At 62.9% G+C, this 16640-nt stretch carries 17 protein-coding genes; 6 read left to right on the top strand and 11 right to left on the bottom strand.

Annotated elements, in window-relative coordinates; all coding sequences use genetic code 11:
- Positions 1-70 precede the first annotated feature (70 nt).
- The gene (locus tag ACOYXI_RS10430; RefSeq protein ID WP_027613400.1) at positions 71-886 is read left to right on the top strand and encodes an alpha/beta fold hydrolase; all 816 of its coding nucleotides are present in this window, start codon (positions 71-73) and stop codon (positions 884-886) included.
- A 113-nt stretch (positions 887-999) separates the two neighbouring features.
- Here ACOYXI_RS10430 and dsbG read toward each other — a convergent pair whose 3' ends face one another.
- From dsbG to dsbD, 3 genes are read right to left on the bottom strand one after another with little or no spacing between them, the layout of a single operon-like run.
- A complete protein-coding gene (gene dsbG / locus ACOYXI_RS10425; RefSeq protein WP_461674813.1) occupies positions 1000-1770 on the bottom strand; it encodes a thiol:disulfide interchange protein DsbG in 771 nt (256 codons plus the stop codon).
- Positions 1746-2615: a TlpA disulfide reductase family protein gene (locus ACOYXI_RS10420; protein WP_027613398.1), complete on the bottom strand. Its 870-nt coding sequence runs from the start codon at positions 2613-2615 to the stop codon at positions 1746-1748. Before ACOYXI_RS10420 ends, dsbG begins: the two co-directional genes overlap by 25 nt.
- Positions 2616-4349, bottom strand: coding sequence for a protein-disulfide reductase DsbD (gene dsbD, locus ACOYXI_RS10415; protein WP_461674812.1), 1734 nt, complete (start codon positions 4347-4349; stop codon positions 2616-2618).
- A 153-nt stretch (positions 4350-4502) separates the two neighbouring features.
- Between dsbD and ACOYXI_RS10410 the strand changes: the two genes are divergently transcribed.
- The 5 genes from ACOYXI_RS10410 (at position 4503) to ACOYXI_RS10390 (ending at position 9078) form a co-directional block, all read left to right on the top strand.
- Complete coding sequence (locus tag ACOYXI_RS10410; protein ID WP_007969056.1) at positions 4503-5183, top strand: response regulator; 681 nt, start codon at positions 4503-4505, stop codon at positions 5181-5183.
- The gene (locus ACOYXI_RS10405) at positions 5183-6505 is read left to right on the top strand and encodes an ATP-binding protein (RefSeq protein WP_134786988.1); all 1323 of its coding nucleotides are present in this window, start codon (positions 5183-5185) and stop codon (positions 6503-6505) included. The genes ACOYXI_RS10410 and ACOYXI_RS10405 overlap by 1 nt, the downstream gene beginning before the upstream one ends.
- 217 nt (positions 6506-6722) lie before the next feature.
- Complete coding sequence (locus ACOYXI_RS10400; protein ID WP_134786987.1) at positions 6723-7208, top strand: GNAT family N-acetyltransferase; 486 nt, start codon at positions 6723-6725, stop codon at positions 7206-7208.
- A 143-nt stretch (positions 7209-7351) separates the two neighbouring features.
- Positions 7352-8770, top strand: a complete 1419-nt coding sequence (locus ACOYXI_RS10395) for a diaminobutyrate--2-oxoglutarate transaminase (protein ID WP_461674811.1) — start codon at positions 7352-7354, stop codon at positions 8768-8770.
- A gap of 83 nt (positions 8771-8853) precedes the next feature.
- Complete coding sequence (locus tag ACOYXI_RS10390; RefSeq protein WP_003226665.1) at positions 8854-9078, top strand: MbtH family protein; 225 nt, start codon at positions 8854-8856, stop codon at positions 9076-9078.
- Positions 9079-9264: 186 nt separating this feature from the next.
- Here the strand turns inward: ACOYXI_RS10390 and ACOYXI_RS10385 are convergent, their stop codons facing one another.
- The 8 genes from ACOYXI_RS10385 to ACOYXI_RS10350 all read right to left on the bottom strand — a co-directional run bounded on the left by ACOYXI_RS10385 (position 9265) and on the right by ACOYXI_RS10350 (position 16248).
- Positions 9265-10170, bottom strand: coding sequence for a metal ABC transporter substrate-binding protein (locus ACOYXI_RS10385; protein ID WP_210558397.1), 906 nt, complete (start codon positions 10168-10170; stop codon positions 9265-9267).
- Positions 10171-11070: a metal ABC transporter permease gene (locus ACOYXI_RS10380; RefSeq protein WP_003226663.1), complete on the bottom strand. Its 900-nt coding sequence runs from the start codon at positions 11068-11070 to the stop codon at positions 10171-10173. It abuts the gene before it with no gap.
- A complete protein-coding gene (locus ACOYXI_RS10375) occupies positions 11070-11915 on the bottom strand; it encodes a metal ABC transporter ATP-binding protein (RefSeq protein ID WP_461674810.1) in 846 nt (281 codons plus the stop codon). Before ACOYXI_RS10375 ends, ACOYXI_RS10380 begins: the two co-directional genes overlap by 1 nt.
- Positions 11916-12643: 728 nt before the next feature.
- Positions 12644-13573: a metal ABC transporter substrate-binding protein gene (locus tag ACOYXI_RS10370; protein WP_134786984.1), complete on the bottom strand. Its 930-nt coding sequence runs from the start codon at positions 13571-13573 to the stop codon at positions 12644-12646.
- A gap of 35 nt (positions 13574-13608) precedes the next feature.
- Positions 13609-14184: a DUF6162 family protein gene (locus tag ACOYXI_RS10365; protein WP_461674809.1), complete on the bottom strand. Its 576-nt coding sequence runs from the start codon at positions 14182-14184 to the stop codon at positions 13609-13611.
- Positions 14181-14522 carry a hypothetical protein gene (locus ACOYXI_RS10360; protein ID WP_097088250.1) on the bottom strand — a complete coding sequence of 114 codons (342 nt, stop codon included), beginning with the start codon at positions 14520-14522 and terminating at the stop codon, positions 14181-14183. The genes ACOYXI_RS10365 and ACOYXI_RS10360 overlap by 4 nt, the downstream gene beginning before the upstream one ends.
- On the bottom strand, positions 14519-15061 hold the full coding sequence (locus ACOYXI_RS10355; RefSeq protein ID WP_095137357.1) for a thiamine pyrophosphate-binding protein: 543 nt from the start codon (positions 15059-15061) through the stop codon (positions 14519-14521). Before ACOYXI_RS10355 ends, ACOYXI_RS10360 begins: the two co-directional genes overlap by 4 nt.
- Positions 15058-16248, bottom strand: a complete 1191-nt coding sequence (locus ACOYXI_RS10350; protein WP_134786981.1) for a PepSY-associated TM helix domain-containing protein — start codon at positions 16246-16248, stop codon at positions 15058-15060. The genes ACOYXI_RS10355 and ACOYXI_RS10350 overlap by 4 nt, the downstream gene beginning before the upstream one ends.
- Between the last annotated feature and the right edge of the window lie 392 nt (positions 16249-16640).

The raw sequence follows: 16640 nt of genomic DNA, 5'->3' as shown, positions 1-16640 counted from the left end.
TTTACACGGTTGACGATCAACAACCGGCAGCTCAGTCTGCCGGTTCTCTTTTTTGTCTCGGGGGTGGTCGATGCCTTTCTTCACGGTTGACGGACAAGCGCTGCACTACATTGATCAAGGCACCGGCCCGGCCGTGTTGCTGGCGGGCAGTTATCTGTGGGACACGGCCATGTGGGCGCCGCAGATCGCTGCGCTGTCGCCGCACTACCGGGTGATTGCGCTGGACCTGTGGGGCCACGGCGAATCCGGGCGCTTGCCGCAAGGCACCACCTCGCTGGATGACATCGCGCGGCAGGTCGAGGCCTTGCTCGACCACCTGCAGATCGAGCAGATAACGCTGGCGGGGCTGTCAGTCGGCGGCATGTGGGGCGTGCGTCTGGCGTTGTCGGCACCGCAGCGGATCAACGGTCTGGTACTGCTCGACACCTACGTCGGCGTCGAGCCTGAGCCAACCCGTCAGTACTATTTCTCGCTGTTCAAGCAAATCGAGGAAAGCGGCGAGATTGCGCCTCAGTTGCTCGACATCGTGGTGCCGATCTTCTTCCGCCCGGGCATCGATCCGCAGTCGGCGCTGTATCAGGACTTCCGCGCCAAACTGGCGGCCTACACCGCGGATCGCCTGCGCGAAAGCATCGTGCCGATGGGGCGTATCACCTTCAGTCGTGATGATCTGTTGCCGCGCCTGGGCGAACTGAATGCCGCGACCACCCTGGTGCTGTGCGGCGATCAGGACAAACCGCGACCGCCGTCGGAGGCACAGGAAATGGCTGAATTGATCGGTTGCCCGTGGGTGCTGGTGCCGGAGGCGGGGCATATTTCCAGCCTGGAGAATCCGCAGTTTGTGAGCGAGGTGTTGTTTACTTTTTTGGCTGAGCGCAACCGCTAAACCGTGTCATCGTTCTTTTCGCGAGCAAGCCCGCTCCCACAGTGACCGCGGTGATCCCTGTGGGAGCGGGCTTGCTCGCGAAGAGGCCCGATCAGGCAATAAAGAAGCCGGACTCACTTTGGCCCGAGAATTTTCGCCAGTTTCTCCGGCGAAGGCGCGCCTTGCTGCTGTTGCAGCTCACCCTTGTCATCCATGTAGAAAATCGCCGGCGTCGCCTGCAGTTCCAGGTCTTCCATCAACTGCATGTTGGCGGCCAGTTTGGTCTGCACCGCTTTTGGAATGTCTTTCAACGGCTTCAGGGTGCTGGCCTTGCCGGCCTTTTCGTGATTTTCCAGGGCCTTGGCCGGATCTTTCGCCGCCAGCAGCGCGGCGGATTTCGCCGGGCTGTCTTCGCGGATGATCCCGACCATGATGTGCCGCAGCTGCACCTTGCCGGCCTTGACCCATGGTCGCGCCTGTTCCCAGAACATGTTGCAGTACGGACAGTTGGGATCGCTGAACAGGTACACGGTGCGCGGCGCGTCCTTGTTGCCGTCCTGAATCCAGTTGCTGGCTTCGAACTTGCCCCAGATTTCCTTGGCCATCGGCGCATAGACCAGTTTCTGCAACGGCTCGCTGCTCAGATCCTTGCCGTCGGCGTCGTACAGATTGCCGAGCAGCACGTGTTTCCCGTCCGGCGTCAGGTACAACGCCATGCCACGGTTCTGGTACTGCGCCGCATAACCACGCAAGCCGTCCGGGGCGTCGAACTGGCCGACGATTTTTGCGCCCTTGGCTTCGATCTGCTTGATCGCGGCGGGCAATTCTTCGGCGGCCTGCACCGACGGCAGGTGCAGCAGGGCAGTGCCCAGAGTCAGCGTCAGCAGGTGGCGGAGGCGGGGCATGGCAGTTTCCTTGCAGAGGTGGCCGGTGCGGCGGTTGGATTCGGGATGTCGAAATTTTCCAGGGCGCGGGCCAGGCTGGCGTTCGACAGTTCGCCCAGATGACTGCTCAGCAAGCGACCGTCAGGGCTATAGAACAGCGTAGTCGGCAACGCCATGGAGCCCACGGCCTGACCCAGTCGACCGCTGCGGTCGAACAGCACGTTGTTCAGGCTCAGGCCCTGGGTTTCCAGGAAGGTGGCAACGCTTTGCATGCTTTCGGCCTGATTGACGAACAGAAAGGTCAGGTCCGGGCGTTGTTGTTGAGCGTTTTCCAGCACCGGCATCTCGCGCCGGCACGGTGGGCACCAGGTTGCCCAGAGGTTGATCACCAATGGTCCGCCCTGATAGTCGCTGAGCTGGATGGTCTCGCCTGCGGCGTTGCGCAGGGTGATTTCCGGCAGGCGCGTGCCTTGTTCGTAGATGTTCAGTGACAGGGTCGCCAACAACCAGAACAGCACGCCGCTGGCCACGCCAAACCCCAATGGCCGACGCAGGCCCGGGCGACGCCAGCCGCGATAGAGAGCGGTGAGCAGCAGCACGATCACCCCCGGCCAGGCGAGGAATCCACCATCGCGCAGGTCGATGATCTGCCACGGATCGTTGCGATAGTGGCCCCAGTACAGGGCGACAAACGCCACGCGTGCCGCGAGCATGCCCAGCAGAAACAGGCTGAACAGCGCCGACTCGGGGTTATCGCCGCCACGCTTGGCCACCCGCCAGCCGACAAAGGTCGCCAGCGCCAGGGCACTGATCAGCAGCAGGTGGTTAAGCGCGATGGCAAAGGTGCCGAGGGTGAACGTCAGCATTTAATTGGCGTCTCGGGTGGTGGTCCAGCGTTGCAGGAACGTCTCGGCATCCACCTCACCGGTGATGCGCTGGCTACGTCGTTCTTCGCCGTCGGTGCCGATCCAGACAAAACTCGGTGGCCCCGGGACTTTGTAGCGGCCGAGCAGCTCGCGGCTGGCGGCATTGTCGGCAGTGACGTCGAGGCGCAGCAGGCGCACATCGCTCAACGCCTGCATGACCTTGTCCTTGCCGAACACCTGTTTCTCCATGACTTTGCACGACACACACCAGTCGGCGTAGTAATCGAGCAGCACCCACTGGCCTTGAGCCTTGGCGCTATCCAGTTCGCGCAGCAGGGCGGCCGGATCCTTTATCGTGGTGAACGCGTCATGCCCGCTCGGCGTGGTGCTGGCGACCCGCCCGGCGCTGTAAACCTGCAACGGTTGATACGGGTCGTCACTGCCACCGGCAGCGCCGATCAGCAACAGGCTGCCCCACAGACCGAGCAGCAACGAACTGGCGCCGAACACTTGGGCGACCCGGCCGAAGCCGTCCGATTGCTTCCAGGCACAGAACGCCGCGATCAGCAGCAGCGCGCCACACAGGCCCAGCCACAGTGACGAGTCCAGCACCGGGCGCAGCATCAGCAACGCGGTCGCGAGGAACAGGAAACCAAAGATGCCCTTGAGCAGGTTCATCCACGCGCCAGGCTTTGGCAGGAAGCGATTGCCGACGGTCACCAACAGCAATAGCGGCACCCCGATACCGATGCCCAGCGCAAACAGAATCAAGCCACCGTGCAGCGCATTGCCGCTCTGCGCGATGTACAGCAAAGCGCCGGCCAGTGGTGCGGTCATGCACGGACCGACCAGCAGACCGGACAACGCGCCGAGCACCCCGGCGCCAATCAGGCTGCCGCCGCTGCGACTGCGCGAAGCGTGTTCGAGGCGGTCACGCAGGGCCACCGGCAATTGCAATTCGAAGAAGCCAAACATCGGTAGCGCCAGCACCACGAACACTGCTGCAAATGCACCGAGCAGCCATGGATTTTGCAGCCACGCCTGCAGGTTGGCGCCGAGCAGCGCAGCGATCACCCCCATCGCTGCATACACCAGCGCCATGCAGATCACATAGCTGCTGGCCAGGGCGAAACCACGGCGTGGGGTTGCACCGCTGCCGACAATCATGCCCGCCAAAATCGGCAGCATCGGCAACGAACACGGGGTAAACGCCAGCAACAGACCGAGGCCGAAGAACACCAGCAGGCTCCAGCCCAGCGCCCGTTGTTGCAGGCTGCTGGCCAGGGCCTGATCCGGTGCTTCAGTGCTGGTCGTTGGCGTCGCTTCGCCACCCAGATCGATGACCCGGGTCTGCGGCGGATAACACAGGCCGGCATCGGCGCAGCCCTGGTAACTGACCTTGATCTGACCGCTGGCCGAGGCCGGGACTTTCACCTCCAGCCCTTGGCGATACACCGGTTGTTCACCGAAGAACTCGTCACTGTGCGACTCGCCCTCGGGCAGCACAGGCTGCTGCTCGGCCGTCAAACCGTCGAATTTCAGGCGTTTCTGGTACAGGTAATAGCCGTCGGTGATTTGCCAGAACAGCTGGGTTTCCCCGGACTCAAGGCGTTCGGAGGTGAGCACGAAGGCTTTGTCGACCGGCAGAAACTCCGGTTTGGTCTCGAATGGGTTGTTTCCCGCCTGGGCCAGGCCGGAGATCAGCAGTACAAACAAAAGAAAAAAATGACGCATGGAGGAGCCTTGTCCCTGTGCAAGTGTGGGCACAATGGTGGATGGCGATTAACCGATGATTAACCGTCACGCCCTTGTCGCTGTGGCGTTGGGCGCCATAATGTCAGCTTAATCGGCCAACGGCCTAATCGGCTTTTTTCTACGGGACGGATCATGCACGTACTGGTTTGCGAAGACGATGAACTGATCGCCAGCGGTATCGTTGCCGGTCTCACGGCGCAGGGCCTGACGGTCGAGCACGTCAACACCGCCTCGAAAGCGCGAGCGATGCTCAAGGTTGCCGAATTCGACGTGATGGTGCTCGATCTCGGCTTGCCCGACGAAGATGGCCTCAAGTTGCTGCAACAACTGCGTCAGCAGGGCCTGGAAATTCCGGTGCTGATCCTGACCGCACGCGACTCGGTGACCGACCGGGTCGATGGCTTGCAGGCCGGGGCTGACGATTACCTGCTCAAACCCTTCGATCTGCGGGAATTGTTCGCCCGTCTGCAAACCCTGCTGCGCCGGGTCGCCGGGCGCAGCGTCAACCTGATCGAGCACGGCGCACTGACCTACGATCCAAGCAGCCGCGAAACCACGTTGGCCGGGCAACCGGTGGACTTGTCGCGCCGCGAGCAATCGCTGTTGCAGGCGCTGCTGCACAACCGTGGCCGAGTGCTGTCCACCGAGCAGTTGAAGGACAGCGTCTACGGCTTCAATGACGAGTTGGAGAGCAACGCGCTGAACGTGCATATCCATCACCTGCGCAGCAAACTCGGCAAGGGCATCGTCGAAACCGTGCGCGGTCTGGGTTATCGCCTCGGGCCGGCCGATGGTGGAGAACAACAGAAGTGATGAGTCTGCGTCTGCGCCTGAGTCTGACCCTCGGCGCCGCGTTCGCCCTGATCTGGGCACTGGCTGCGGCCTGGATGCTCAGCGACTTGCGCAATCAGATGATGTTTTCCCTCGACCAGCGGCTGGTAGCCTCGGCGCGCATGGTCGCCGGGCTGCTGGAGCAACTGCCGGCGCTGCCGAGCAAGGGCGAGGGCACCCATTTCAGTGCCGAACAACTGAACATTCCCGGCGGCATGGCCTGTCAGGTCAGTTCGTTGCGCGGGGAGATTCTGGCACGCAGCCACAGCAGCCCCGAGCAAACCCTGGAAGCGGAAAAGATGGGCTTCCATGACCAGCTGATCGATGGCGCGCCGTGGCGCAGTTTCACCCTGGCCAGGGGCGATGTGCGGATCACCACCGCTGATCGGCAGATCGAACGCGAAGCGCTGAACATGTCGATTTTGCTGGCGGCCTCGGTGCCGGTCGGCGTGGCGTTGCTCGGTTGCCTGTGCCTGCTGTGGTTGGGCATCGGTCAGGGCCTGGCGCCGCTCAATCGTCTGCGTGAAGCACTGATGCGACGTAACGCCGACTCGCTGGAACCTTTGCAATTGCAGTCGTTTCCCAGCGAACTGAAACCTCTGCTGGATACGCAGAACCAGCTGTTCCAGCGCATTGGCAAGACCATCGAACGCGAGCGTCGCCTGACCGGTGACGCCGCCCACGAACTGCGCAGCCCGTTGACGGCGATCAAGACCCACCTGCAAGTGGCACGCATGACCGAAGGCAGTGCCCGCGATCAGTCGCTGGCACGCGCCGAAGAGGGTGCCGACCGTATGCACCGCACCCTTGAGCAACTGCTGTTGCTGGCGCGGGTCGAGGGCAGTCTGTCGTTCGATGACGGCGTGCAGTGCAGCGCCGAACAGGTGGCGAAACTGGCGATGCAGGATGCGGCTGGTGGCGAGCGTCAGCGCATCAAGCTGCAATTGCCCAAGCAGCTCTCCAGTGCGCCGGTGCAAATGCCGGCGGTGCTGTCGATTGCCGCGTTGCGCAATCTGCTCGACAACGCCCTGCGCCATACCCCGGCAGACGCTGAGGTGGAGCTGAGCCTGGAAACGGTCGGCCAGCGCGCCCGTTTTGTGGTGCGCGACCACGGTCCCGGAATTGCGGCTGAAGATCTGCAGCACCTGACCCAACGCTTCTGGCGCAACGGTCAGAGCACCGGCTGCGGTCTCGGCCTGGCCATCGTGCAAGCCATCGTCCAGCGCTGCGCCTGCACCCTGCATTTCGACAGCCGGCCGGATGGCTTGCGCGTCGAGTTGACCATGCCGCTGCAACCTGTCTGAACCAGCAAAAATCCGCTGTGGGAGCGGGCTTGCTCGCGAAGGCGTCCGGTCAGTCGACAGGTTGCTGACTGGCACGCCGCCTTCGCGAGCAAGCCCGCTCCCACATTAGGGGATCCGTGGTGTGGCACATCAAATGTAACGTCTCTGCGTTGGTGATTCGCCGGCCTCGGCGTTAAGGTCGGGGCTGCTCTGACTCAATGGATTGAGGGAACGCGCCATGGAAGCATCGATCTGCATCTGCCCGGCGAAACCTGCCGACGCCGGCATCATCAGTCGCATCATCGAGCGATCGATTCGCGTCGGTTGTGCGCTCGAACACCGCAACGATCCGCAACTGGTCAGCCGCTGGATCGGCCGACAATCTGCCGACGTCATCAGCGCGCACCTTGCCGACGCGCATTGCTACCTGAATATCGCCTTGTTGCAGGACAAACCGGTGGGTGTCGGCATGGCCACGGCCAGCGGTGAGATAGGCTTTTGTCATGTGCAGCCGGAATGGTTTCGCCGTGGCGCAGGGCGCGCCCTGATGACCGACCTTGAAGGCTGGCTGCGGATTCGTGGTGTGCCGCAGGCGCGCATCGCCAGCACACGTAGCGGCGCGGCTTTTTATCGGCATCTGGGCTACTGCGATGCAGTGCCACGCGCCAGCGATCAGGGCTTGCACCGCGTTACGCTGCACAAGCTGTTGCCATTGTCCGACTGACATCTCGATCAAGGGTCTAAATCCTCGCCCCGCTTAAGCGTTTCCAGAACAGGAAAACCTGCATGTGCGCCCCGCGACCGGAACGCGCACCTGTGCAGTGTGCTGTTTTGGTCACTATCCATAGCGTATTGAGGGGTCGAGAGATGTCAGTCGCCACCAGCCTTATCGAAGAGTCGTCGGCCCGGATCAGCTCCGCGACGGCGGAAACCCTGTATCAGTTCAACGAATCACCACTACTGGCCCGGCAGAGCCAGCAGGAATCCAATGCCCGCAGCTATCCGCGACGCATTCCGCTGGCACTCAAGCGCGCCAAGGGCCTGTATGTCGAAGATGTCGAAGGCCGGACCTTCATCGATTGCCTGGCCGGTGCCGGGACTCTGGCCTTGGGGCACAACCACCCGGTGGTAATCGAGGCGATCCAGCAAGTGCTGGCCGATGAGCTGCCGCTGCACACCCTCGACCTGACCACGCCAGTGAAGGATCAGTTCGTCCAGGACCTGTTCGGTTTGCTGCCGCCATTACTGGCGGCCGAAGCGAAAATCCAGTTCTGCGGCCCGACCGGTACCGATGCGGTGGAAGCCGCGTTGAAACTGGTGCGCACCGCCACCGGGCGCAGCACGGTGTTGTCGTTCTCCGGCGGTTATCACGGCATGAGCCAAGGCGCATTGAGCCTGATGGGCAGTCTGGGGCCAAAAAAGCCGCTGGGCGCCTTGCTCAGCAACGGTGTGCAATTCATGCCGTTCCCTTATGACTACCGTTGCCCGTTCGGTCTCGGCGGCGCGGCCGGGGTCAAAGCCAACCTGAGTTATCTGGAAAACCTGCTTAATGATCCTGAGGCCGGTGTGCAGTTGCCGGCAGCGGTGATTGTCGAAGCGGTGCAGGGCGAGGGCGGGGTGATCCCGGCCGATATCGAGTGGCTGCGCGGCTTGCGTCGGATCACCGAGAAGGCCGGTGTGGCGCTGATCGTCGACGAGATCCAGAGCGGATTCGCCCGCACCGGCAAAATGTTTGCCTTCGAACATGCCGGTATTGTCCCTGACGTGGTGGTGTTGTCCAAAGCCATCGGCGGCAGCCTGCCGCTGGCGGTGGTGGTCTATCGCGACTGGCTCGACACCTGGCAACCGGGTGCCCATGCGGGCACGTTCCGTGGCAATCAGATGGCGATGGCCGCCGGTTCCGCGGTGATGCGTTATCTGCTTGAACACAAGGTCTGCGAACACGCCGCCGCCATGGGCGAACGCCTGAGCGAACACCTGCGCATCCTGCAACGCGACTTCCCGCAACTGGGCGACATTCGTGGTCGTGGCTTGATGCTCGGCGTCGAACTGGTTGATCCGAACGGCGCGCCGGATGCGCTCGGTCACCCACCCGCGTTCGCACGTCTGGCACCGTTGGTGCAGCGCGAATGCCTCAAGCGTGGGCTGATTCTCGAACTGGGCGGCCGGCATGGTGCGGTGGTGCGCTTCCTGCCGCCGCTGGTGATCACCGCCGCCGAAATCGACCGCGTCGCCGAGATCTTCGGCCGGGCCCTGGCCGCCGCCACCGCCGCCGCCGCCGAGTAAATTTTTCGCAGCGCCGAACGTTCTATCTACATACCCGGCTGCACCCCTGGTGCAGCCCACCCTTACAACGATGGAGAACCAGCATGACGTCAGTATTCGACCGCGAGGACATCCTCTTTCAGGTCGTGGTCAACCACGAAGAGCAATACTCGATCTGGCCGGATTACAAAGCCGTGCCGGAGGGCTGGCGCACCGTGGGCAAGAGCGGCCTGAAGAAGGAATGCCTGGCCTACATTGAAGAAGTCTGGACCGACATGCGTCCGCTGAGCCTGCGACAGAAGATGGAAGGGCAGGCGGCCGCTCAATAATCTGCCAGGCAAAAACAAACCCGCTGGACTGGTGACAGGCAGCGGGTTTTTTCATTGCTCGCAATGGTGTTGTTCTGGCGGGCCTCTTCGCGAGCAAGCCCGCTCCCACATTGGATCTGCGCTGCACACAACCCCCCTGTGGGAGCGGGCTTGCTCGCGAAGAACGATAACGCGGTGTAACTGAAACTACGCCCCACTCAACTCCTTGAGCAGCAAATCGACATTGCCTTCCAGCTCCGCCACCGGATCTTCGGCATCGGTGCTCAACACCAGCAAATGACTCCCCGACTCGGCAATCGCCGCTTTCACCGCTTCCGACGGCTGACGATGATGCAGCACCATCGCCACGTCGTTGTCCTTCAGCGTCGCCGTGAGCTTCTTCAGATCTTCGGCTGTCCACTCGGCATCTGCTCGCGCGTCCTGGCCGATCAGCTCCAGATTCAGGCTGCCGATCAGGTAACCGAAGTGATCGCTGAGGCTCATCACGCTCAGGTTTTCAGCCTCGGCCAGGCGCGCTTCGCTGTCGGCGCTGAGCTTGAGCAGGCGCTGTTTCAGTGCCGCCAGATTAGCCTCGATCTTCGGCTTGGCGGACGGCGCCAGACGCACCAGATCCGCCGCGATCACGTCGGCCATCCGTCCCATGTTGTTGCTCGCCAGCCATGGCTGACTGTTCAAGCCATCGACCTTCAGCCCCGGTTGCACGGCGATCCCCGGCAGGGCGCCATCAACCGGGCGCGCCGCGTCGACTTCGACAATGCGAATGTTGCTGCGCCGCGCGATCGGGTACAGCGGATCATCGGCCCACAGCGAGCGCACGCCGATCACCGCGTCGGCATTGCTCGCCAGTTTGCCCAGCGCCGGAGCGCCGCGACCGGTGAAGTATGCGGTCTGACGGCTGCCCGGCAGATTCGCCGGGGCCGCGCGCTCCAGGCTGACGTCGGTGCCTTTGAGCAGCACTTCGCCGAGGCCGTAGGTGATGGGCAGCGAGGCCAGTACGCGCAATGGTTTGGTGTTTTCAGCCGCCAGCAACGGGCTGCCGACCACGCCGCACAGGGCCATGGCCAGGGTCAGTTTTCGCAGTGAGAATATCATTTATCCAAGGTTCCCTTTCAGACTCGGGACAACCCCGCGCGCGATGGCGGCGAGGGCGAAGGCGATGCCGGCGACCAGAATGATCGCGGCGCCGGACGGGATCGGCAGATCGAAGACGATCGGCGCGAGGATCCCGCACAGCGTGCTGACGGTAGCAATCAGCACCGAGCACCAGAAGAAGCCCTTGAGCGACTGGCTGAGCAAGCGCGCTGCCGCCGCCGGAATCACCAGCAATGCGCCGACCAGAATCGCGCCGATGACCTTCACCGCCGCGACGGTGATCAGCGTCACCAGAATCACGAACAGGTAATCCAGAGTCTTCACCGCGACGCCGCGCACCGCCGCCAGTTGCGGGTTGAAACTGGCGAGCATGATCCGGTTGTACAACGGCAGCGCCAGCGCCATGACCAGCGAACCGACGATGGCCAGCACCAGCAGATCGTTGCCGTTGACGGTGAGCACCGAACCGAACAGCACGTTCTCCAGAATGTGCACGTTGATCTTGCCGGCCAGAATCAACAGCAGGCTCGCGCCAAGCGCCAGCGACACCGAGAGAAACACGCCGATCAGGGTGTCGGGCGCCAGGCCGGTGCGGTTGCGCAGGTAGTTGAGCAGGATGCCGAACAACAGGCAGTAACCGAACAGGCTGCCGTACGGCCCGGTGTAGGGTTCGCCGAGCAGAATGCCGATGGCCACGCCGGTCAGCGCCGCGTGCCCGACCGCTTCGGAGAAAAACGCAAAGCGCTTGACCACCACCAGCGTGCCGAGGCCACCGAGCACCGGACCGATCAACAGGCCGGCGAGCAATGCGTTGACCACAAAGCCGTAGGCCAGCGCTTCCGGCAGGTAACCGGACGACGCCCAGCCCTGAACCATCAGACGAAAGGCTTCGTAACTCATCAGACCGCGCTCCGTGGATGGGTGGAAAACAGACTCAACAGGCGTTCCGGGGTCAGTGCCTGTTGCGGCGTAGCGTCGAACAGCACGCGGCGGTTGAGACCGGTGACCCGGTCGGCCAGACGCTTGACCGCTTCCAGATCGTGCTCGATCCACAGCACGGTGATGCCAGCGGCGCGCCAGTCGCCGAGCAGGCGTTCGAACACCTGGATCCCGGCTTCGTCGAGGGCCGACATCGGCTCATCCAGCACCAGCAATTGCGGAGCCGGGATCAAGCCTTGAGCGAGCAACACGCGCTGCCGTTCGCCACCGGACAACGCGCCCATGCGCCGCTTGCGTTTGTCCTGCATGCCGACCCGTTCCAGCGCCTCGCCGATGGCCTTGGCGTAGTGCTTGCTAAGGCCGAGAAACGCCGGGCGGCGCTGGCACATGGCGGCCATGAAGTCGTCGACGGTCATCGGCAGGCCGCGATCGAACTCCAGCGCCTGCGGCACGTAGCCGATGGTGCCGGGTTGGCCGGGCCAGTGCAGGCTCAACTGGCCTTGATGCGGCATTTGCCCGAGCAAGGTCTTGATCAGCGAACTCTTGCCACCGCCGTTGGGGCCGACCAGGGCGTGCACGTGGCCGGGTTGCACCTGAAAGGTCACGTTGTCGAGGATCGTGGTGCGCCCGAGGGTCAGAGAGACTCCCGCAAAATCCAGAGTCGGTCCCAATCCCTGTGGGAGCGAGCTTGCTCGCGAATGCGGTGTGTCATTCGATAAAGATGTTGGCTGACCCGGCGCCTTCGCGAGCAAGCTCGCTCCCACAGGGGATGGCGGGGTGTCAGAGAGGGTTTCTTTTGCTGTCATGCCCCGGACTCCTGAATCGCCCGCACAACGGTGTCGAGGTTGCCGGTCATCTTGTGGGAGCGAGCTTGCTCGCGAATGCGGTGTGTCATTCGATAAAGATGTTGGCTGACCCGGCGCCTTCGCGAGCAGGCTCGCTCCCACAGGGGATGGCGGGGTGTCAGAGAGGGTTTCTTTTGCTGTCATGCCCCGGACTCCTGAATCGCCCGCACCACGGTGTCGAGGTTGCCGGTCATCTTGTGGGAGCGAGCTTGCTCGCGAATGCGGTGTGTCATTCGATAAAGATGTTGGCTGACCCGGCGCCTTCGCGAGCAGGCTCGCTCCCACAGGGGATGGCGGGGTGTCAGAGAGGGTTTCTTTTGCTGTCATGCCCCGGACTCCTGAATCGCTCGCACCACGGTGTCGAGGTTGCCGGTCATCTTGTGGGAGCGAGCTTGCTCGCGAATGCGGTGTGTCATTCGATAAAGATGTTGGCTGACCCGGCGCCTTCGCGAGCAAGCCCGCTCCCACAGGGGATGGCGGGGTGTCAGAGAGGGTTTCTTTTGCTGTCATGCCCCGGACTCCTGAATCGCCCGCACCACGGTGTCGAGGTTGCCGGTCATCTTGTGGGAGCGAGCTTGCTCGCGAATGCGGTGTGTCATTCGATAAAGATGTTGGCTGATCCGGCGCTTTCGCGAGCAAGCCCGCTCCCACAGGGGATGGCGGGGTGTCAGAGAGGGTTTCTTTTGCTGTCATGCCCCGGACTCCTGAATCGCCCGCACCACGGTGTCGAGGTTGCCGGTCATTTCCTTTTCGTACTTGTCGGCGCTGTATTCGCCATAGGAAATGTGCGACAGCGGGTACAGCTTCACGCCGGACTCACGCTGGATGGTTTCGACGTAGGTGGAAGGGAAATCCATCTCCGAGAAGATCACCTTCACGTCGAGTTCGCGCAGTTGGTCGATGGTCTTTTTCAACTGGCTCGGACTGGGTTCGATGCCGTGGGCCGGCTCGACCACGGCCGTCACTTCCAGGCCGAATTCGCGCAGCAGATAGTCGTACGCGGCGTGCACCGTGGCCACGCGCAGTTCGGCGTTCGGTGCCTGAGTCAGTTTGGCCAGCGCATCGGCGCGCATCTGCCGCAGGCGTTTGCCGTAGGCGCGGGCGTTCTGGGTGTAGGCCCTGGCGTTGTCCGGATCGAGTTTGCCCAGCTCGCGGGCGATGTTGTTGACCTGGGCAATCGAGGCGCTGATCGACAGGAAGGTGTGGGGGTTGACCACTTTGCCGGCGCCGCGCGCAGCGGTACCGGTGGCCGCCAGCAGCGGCACGTTTTCGTTGGCTTCGATGGTCTTGATGTTCGGCGTTTCGCTGGCGGCGATCATGCGGTCGGCGAAGTCGTCATGACCGACCCCGTTGAGCACGATCACATCCAGCCCGCTGATGCGCTTGATGTCTTCGGCGCGTGGCTCGTAGGCGTGCGGGTTGAAGCCGGCGGGAATCAGCGGCACCACCTCGGCCTTGTCGCCGACGATATTCGCCACATAGCTGTAATACGGGTGCAGGGTGATGCCGATGCGCAGGCGTTTGCCCGGATCGGCGCTGGCCAGCGGGCTCAGGAGGCACGCGCACAGGCCTAACAGCAGGGTGCGCAGGAGGGGACGGCGAGTCAGGGAAATAAGCATGGGCAAGCGGTCTTCTCTCGGGTGAAGGCGAAGGTTCAGTGGCGATGCTCGCGTGTCACGCCGGCATCGAACTGCGCGACGATCTGTTTCCAGCCTGCGGCGGACAGCGCGGCGTCATTCAGTTCGGTGGGTGTCTGCAGCTCGGCGGCGCGGTTGAGCCAGATGTCCGGCGCGGCAGTGGCGTCGGCGCTCAGCCGCATCACGAACGAACCGGCGACGGCGGGCGCCTGGCTGTGGCCGAAATAGGCGCGGTCCGCCAGCAATTGCCAGGCATGCCCGCCACGGCTGACCGAACTGGCGTCCTGAGCGAACGGGGCGAAACCTTCCTCGGCCAGATTTTGCGGGGTCGGCAGGCTTTGCTGCTCTTCACGCAGCAGGCGGATCTCGTCGAGGGTCACCCGCAGGTCGGCATAGATGCCTTGCTCGGCGGCACTCAGGTCGCGCCGTGCATCGAGTTGATGGCTGGAAACCGGCTCCGGTTCATGGGACACCCCGCGCCATGCCACCACTGATCCGGCGACGGCAAGGATCAGTAAACACAACAGCAGAACATTGAGGGTTTCATGCCCGGCACCGGCCGGGCGGACGACTTGGGTGGTGGGCGTGCTCATGGGGCCTCGATGTCGGCTTGGTCGATTTCCACAACGTGGCCGGGGCCGGCGTCGAACAGCACATAAAACTCGGCCGCCGGTTTTTTGAACGTCACGGTCGAGTCGGCGCCGAGCTTGCCCGGCAGCAGAATGGTTTCGTCGTAACCGATCACATCGAGGGTCACCCCCGGTGCGCCGCTGCCGTCGGAGAAGCCGCCGGTGCATTTGATCTGCTCGGCATCGACGGCTTTGCATTCGCACATCGGGTTATGGGCCAGGGCGCCGGCGCTGAAACCTGCGCACAGCATCAGCAACGCGGCGCGCAACTGCAGGCGGGAAGGGCGTTGAACGCGGTTCATGGTTTGGCTCCTTGTTGGTTCAGCCAGGCGAGGGTGGCGGGGGAGGCCTGGCTCAGGGGAATCGAGGCCTGATGCATGCTGCCGTCCCAGCCTTCCATGGTGATCCACAGTTCGGCATCGGCTTTGGTCTTTTCCGCCACCGGCAATTGCGCGCCCATGCGATACGGCGTGCCAAAGAAAATCACCCCGGCGGCGCGCAGGCTGCGCGGTTTGCCGATGCGCAGGTAGGTGGCCTTGACCTGTTCGACACAGGCATCGCACAGGGCGGCATTGAAGTCCTTCATGTAGCCGGCGGGGCCGCTAAGGCGCGGTGCTTCGTTACGCAGTTCGGCCAGGCGCAGGCTCCACGGGCCGACCTGAATTTCGCCGACCTCATGCTCACCGAGGCCGACGTCACCGCGAAACAGCGCGGCATCGGCGAAATACTTGGGCATGAAGCCCAACGGAATCAGCAGCAACAAGGCGTTCAGGTGAAAGCGCCATTTGTGCCAGAAGCGGCGCAGGGCGGACGGTTGGGCAGTGCGGTTGGACTGGCTCACGGACTGACCTCCGCCGGTTCACGGCTGACGCGGGGGCTGCGGGCCTTTTTATTTTCGCGCTTGAGCGCGTTGGCGGTGGCCAGCGCGGTGCGCTTGGTCCAGATCAACAGGCCGCTGAGGACCATCATGCTCAGCAGCAGACCGAAGAAGAACCAGATCAGTTTGATCCACAGACCGCCGAAATCACCGGTGTGCAGCGGGCGCATCGACTCGGTGACGAACTCCAGCGAGGAGCGGTCAGTCAGCAGTCGCGTGGCGGCCATCTCACCGTTGTACGGGTTGAGCGTGGCGGTCTGGAACATCAATGGATACCAGCCGCGCCCGCCAAGGCTCAAGTGGCTGTAGGCATTGCCCGGCAGGCTGACGAAACTGACTTCCAGCCCGGGGATGTGCTGTTCGGCGATCTGCACCGCGCGATCAAGGCTGATCCGTGGGGGAGGACTGGCGTCGCTCGACATCGGTACGCTTTCCCGGGACATGGCGGGAATGATCGGCTCGCTGCTGATCGACACCTGGTTGTCGGCCAGAATGGCCTGGATCAAAAACCAGGTGCCGGTGATCGAGATCACCGCGATGAACCAGATCGACCAGATGCCGCTCAGTCGATGGAAGTCGCCCCAGAAGATCCGCGCACCGTGGCGAAAACGCAGGGTGGGTTTGAAGAAACCTTTCCAGAAACGCTTGTACACCACCAGCCCGGTGACCAGCGAAGCGAGCATCGGCAGGCCGAGGAACGACACCAGGTACCAGCCCCAGCTGAAACCATTGGTGAACGGCACCAGCCACCAGCCGTGCAGGGCGCGGGTGAACGCCTTGAAGTTGAAGTCCGGCGCCGGGCCCTGGATCACCCCGGTGTACGGGTTGACGTAGACCGTCTGCGAGCGGCCGTCGGGGTAGCTGACCTCGACATCGAGGGCGAAGTGCGATTCGTCGGGGCGGCTGATGCTTTCCACCAGCGTCTGCGGTTCGGCCTGTTTGATCGCGGCCAGCACTTGATCGTAACTGAGCCGCGGTGCGTCATCCGATGGCTGGCTGGCGCGCATTTGCGGGTTGGCCAGCCAGACGATTTCCTGACTGACCACCGCCAGCGTGCCGGTGACACAGACGATCAGGACAAAACACCAGATCGGCAGCGCGAGCCAGCTATGCACCAGGAACCACAGTTTGGAACGGGATTTCTTCGACATGATTGCGCGTCTTGATTTCGATGAAAGGGCACGCGGCTACGGGCTTCGCAGCGCGGGTGTCCGCAAAAGGCGCGGTCGTGGCTGTTGCCTGTGCGAACGGCCTGCATCTCTATAGGACGGATGAGCCGGAGAAATCCCGAAAGGTGATATGAAAGCAAATGTTTCGCAATTCCCCCAGTCACCACCAACCCCTGTGGGAGCGAGCTTGCTCGCGAATGCGGTAGATCATTCAACTTTGATGTCGACTGACGCGACGCCTTCGCGAGCAAGCCCGCTCCCACAGAGGCAGTCATTGATCAGCCGATCAAACACGATTCATGAACGCCGCTCTCACTGCCTGGCAATTGATGCGATCAAAGCGCTCCCTATGATGGAAAACACCGGATTCCCTG

The organism is Pseudomonas sp. G3-19 (assembly GCF_054855875.1).
Note: the sequence above shows the minus strand (reverse complement) of the source record. Positions and strands in the feature narration are given on the sequence as shown.

Excerpts from the sequence above, each read along its gene's own strand:
- ACOYXI_RS10395 (WP_461674811.1), top strand. The coding sequence starts at position 7,352 with ATGTCAGTCGCCACCAGCCTTATCGAAGAGTCGTCGGCCCGGATCAGC.
- ACOYXI_RS10375 (WP_461674810.1), bottom strand. The coding sequence starts at position 11,915 with ATGACAGCAAAAGAAACCCTCTCTGACACCCCGCCATCCCCTGTGGGA.
- ACOYXI_RS10405 (WP_134786988.1), top strand. The coding sequence starts at position 5,183 with ATGAGTCTGCGTCTGCGCCTGAGTCTGACCCTCGGCGCCGCGTTCGCC.
- ACOYXI_RS10365 (WP_461674809.1), bottom strand. The coding sequence starts at position 14,184 with ATGAGCACGCCCACCACCCAAGTCGTCCGCCCGGCCGGTGCCGGGCAT.
- ACOYXI_RS10420 (WP_027613398.1), bottom strand. The coding sequence starts at position 2,615 with ATGCTGACGTTCACCCTCGGCACCTTTGCCATCGCGCTTAACCACCTG.
- ACOYXI_RS10360 (WP_097088250.1), bottom strand. The coding sequence starts at position 14,522 with ATGAACCGCGTTCAACGCCCTTCCCGCCTGCAGTTGCGCGCCGCGTTG.
- ACOYXI_RS10430 (WP_027613400.1), top strand. The coding sequence starts at position 71 with ATGCCTTTCTTCACGGTTGACGGACAAGCGCTGCACTACATTGATCAA.
- ACOYXI_RS10380 (WP_003226663.1), bottom strand. The coding sequence starts at position 11,070 with ATGAGTTACGAAGCCTTTCGTCTGATGGTTCAGGGCTGGGCGTCGTCC.
- ACOYXI_RS10370 (WP_134786984.1), bottom strand. The coding sequence starts at position 13,573 with ATGCTTATTTCCCTGACTCGCCGTCCCCTCCTGCGCACCCTGCTGTTA.
- ACOYXI_RS10390 (WP_003226665.1), top strand. The coding sequence starts at position 8,854 with ATGACGTCAGTATTCGACCGCGAGGACATCCTCTTTCAGGTCGTGGTC.
- dsbG (WP_461674813.1), bottom strand. The coding sequence starts at position 1,770 with ATGCCCCGCCTCCGCCACCTGCTGACGCTGACTCTGGGCACTGCCCTG.
- ACOYXI_RS10400 (WP_134786987.1), top strand. The coding sequence starts at position 6,723 with ATGGAAGCATCGATCTGCATCTGCCCGGCGAAACCTGCCGACGCCGGC.
- ACOYXI_RS10385 (WP_210558397.1), bottom strand. The coding sequence starts at position 10,170 with ATGATATTCTCACTGCGAAAACTGACCCTGGCCATGGCCCTGTGCGGC.
- ACOYXI_RS10350 (WP_134786981.1), bottom strand. The coding sequence starts at position 16,248 with ATGTCGAAGAAATCCCGTTCCAAACTGTGGTTCCTGGTGCATAGCTGG.
- ACOYXI_RS10410 (WP_007969056.1), top strand. The coding sequence starts at position 4,503 with ATGCACGTACTGGTTTGCGAAGACGATGAACTGATCGCCAGCGGTATC.
- dsbD (WP_461674812.1), bottom strand. The coding sequence starts at position 4,349 with ATGCGTCATTTTTTTCTTTTGTTTGTACTGCTGATCTCCGGCCTGGCC.